This is a genomic window from Mesorhizobium sp. M7A.F.Ca.CA.001.10.2.1 (genome assembly GCF_003998575.1).
Taxonomy (GTDB): domain Bacteria; phylum Pseudomonadota; class Alphaproteobacteria; order Rhizobiales; family Rhizobiaceae; genus Mesorhizobium.
In genome coordinates this window covers 1-2,016 of record NZ_RZQY01000870.1, presented here as the reverse complement: position 1 = coordinate 2,016, position 2,016 = coordinate 1, and the positions used below count along the sequence as shown (strand labels likewise).

3 protein-coding genes and 1 pseudogene are annotated in these 2,016 nt (G+C 62.1%); all 4 read right to left on the bottom strand.

Translation table 11 applies throughout. The features are described 5' to 3' along the window. Nucleotides 1-493, bottom strand: a 493-nt coding sequence (locus EN964_RS32855) for an undecaprenyl-diphosphate phosphatase (RefSeq protein WP_164776253.1), incomplete at its 3' end; no start/stop codon positions are given. 188 nt (nucleotides 494-681) lie between these two features. Continuing rightward, on the bottom strand, nucleotides 682-879 hold the full coding sequence (locus tag EN964_RS32850) for a hypothetical protein (protein ID WP_013532087.1): 198 nt from the start codon (nucleotides 877-879) through the stop codon (nucleotides 682-684). Between the two features lie 186 nt (nucleotides 880-1,065). Beyond that, nucleotides 1,066-1,182, bottom strand: a pseudogene (locus tag EN964_RS39280) (GFA family protein); the annotation flags it as partial. Between the two features lie 92 nt (nucleotides 1,183-1,274). Beyond that, nucleotides 1,275-2,016 (bottom strand): alpha/beta fold hydrolase (locus EN964_RS32840; protein WP_164776251.1); only part of this gene is annotated, 742 nt, incomplete at its 5' end.

Sequence of the window (2,016 nt, the reverse complement as noted above, 5' to 3'; positions counted from 1 at the left end):
GCGACGCACCCCCCATGCTGCGCCGGTGACGAGCAAAGATCTCGGCCAGCGCCAGCAGGATCGCCATTGCGATGCAGGCCCAGCCGATCACCGTCAGGCTGCGTAGCGGCGAATTGCAGGCGTTGAGCACGCCAGACAGCGCCACGCCGGCGATGACGATCGGGATCGTCGCCAGCACGATCCAGAGCGCCAGCTTGAAATGCCGGTCGGCGAAATCGCGTCGCGCCAGAGCGTTGAAAGAACCAAACAGGATATTCCTGACATCACTCCAGAAATAGCTGACCACCGCGGCAAGAGCCGCGAGTTGCATGGCGGCGGAGAAGGCGGAGCCAGGATCCTGCCAGCCGAGCACGGCCGGCACGATGCGCATATGGGCGGTCGAGGAAATCGGCAACAGTTCGGTGATGCCTTGCACCACGCCGAGGAACGCCACCTTGGCGAACCCCAGGCCGACGAAGCCCGTATCCAGGCCTTGTGTGCAGATATCGGCCAAAATCGAATTCCGTGCATGAGAGATCGGAGTTGCGTGGACCGACCATCGGTCAATCCCGGGCAAGCCTTATCGTCATGGGCCGGATAATCAATTTACGGATTTGTAAGCTGGCGTGCCGAAGTGCACGCCGTTCGAAACCGGCCCACCTTGGAGCCGGCTTGAGATACACAGCGAAAATCGCAAAGCGACTACGGGCAGAGCCAGAGTTTCTGGCATGTCCTGGCGATCACATGCGCCGGCGGCACTTCGGGCTCATCGGTCGAAGGCCGGCGAGCCCGTTCGAGCAGCATGCGCACCTGTTCGGGGCGCACACGATCGCGCTCCATCACAAGCAGGACCATCGGATCGCTCAAAAGCTCGTCCAGGGTGCTGATGCTGTCGTTCATCCGTCGTCTCCTCGAATGCCGTACCCGCGACCCATAAATAGGGAGACAATGATGGCCCGCCAATGACGCTTTGCCGGCTATCTCGTGTCGATTTGGATTAAATTTTGGCCATGCTTGCGCTCTCCCCTGGCCCTTGGCGCTGCGCGTCGATCCATTTCCTTCCACAACAAGGGGAGAAGGGAAAAATTAGCCTGGCGGAGGGGCGCCTTCGTATTTCGGCAGGCTGTCATCGAGCACCACCCAGGGCTGCCTCGAGCCCGTGAAAATATGCATTTGCGGCTTGAAAACCGTGGGATCGTCGAGCCATGCGAGTGGGGGTTAAGCGATGACGCCGAAAGCCGTCATCGCTTCCATGGAATGGCCGGCTGCCCGCTAACAGCCGGCGGCTTTGGCGTTCACTCCGTTTCGCCGACGACCTCGTCCCAGGTTTTGACCTTGGTCTGGCCGTTGAGGAACGGCAGCGCGGCGGCCGTCAGTTCGGGGGCGAAGAAAGTGTCGTAGTGGGTGCGGTTGGGCAGGATCGCCAGGCGGTTCTGCGACAGGTTCTCGCGCATCCAGCCGGCATCCTTCAGCCCGCCGCCGAGCATCTGATAGAACTTGATCTCGTGTTCGGGCTTGTACATATCGCTGTCGCCATAGACCAGCATGACCGGCATCTTCAGCTTGGCGACGTCGGCCGAGTAATCGCGGTTCTGACGCATGAAGCCGCCCAGCGCATCGAGGAGCTTCGGGAACTCCTCAGGATGCGGCGCCACGGCGACGTAGGATTTGTACATCGGCGTGTCCTTCATGAACTCAGCCGCGGCCGCGCTCACCTGTGCCTGCTGGGGACGCATCTCGTCATAGAAGCCGTCCGTGGCGTAGCCCGTCGATACCAGGACGAGGCGGCGTACCGCTTCGGGATGCTGGACGGCCATGCGGAAGGCGACGCCGCCGCCCAGCGAGTAGCCCATGAGATCGACCTGATCGTAACCGAGCGCCTTGACGATGGCGGCCATGTCGTCGCCCATCGCCTCCACGGTGAATGGGCGGTCGCCCAGCGCGGTGCGACCGTGACCCTGCAGGTCGACGCCGATGACGGTGCGGTTTTCGGCAAGTTTCGGCAGGATCGGCGCGAACATATCCGTGGTGCCGAGA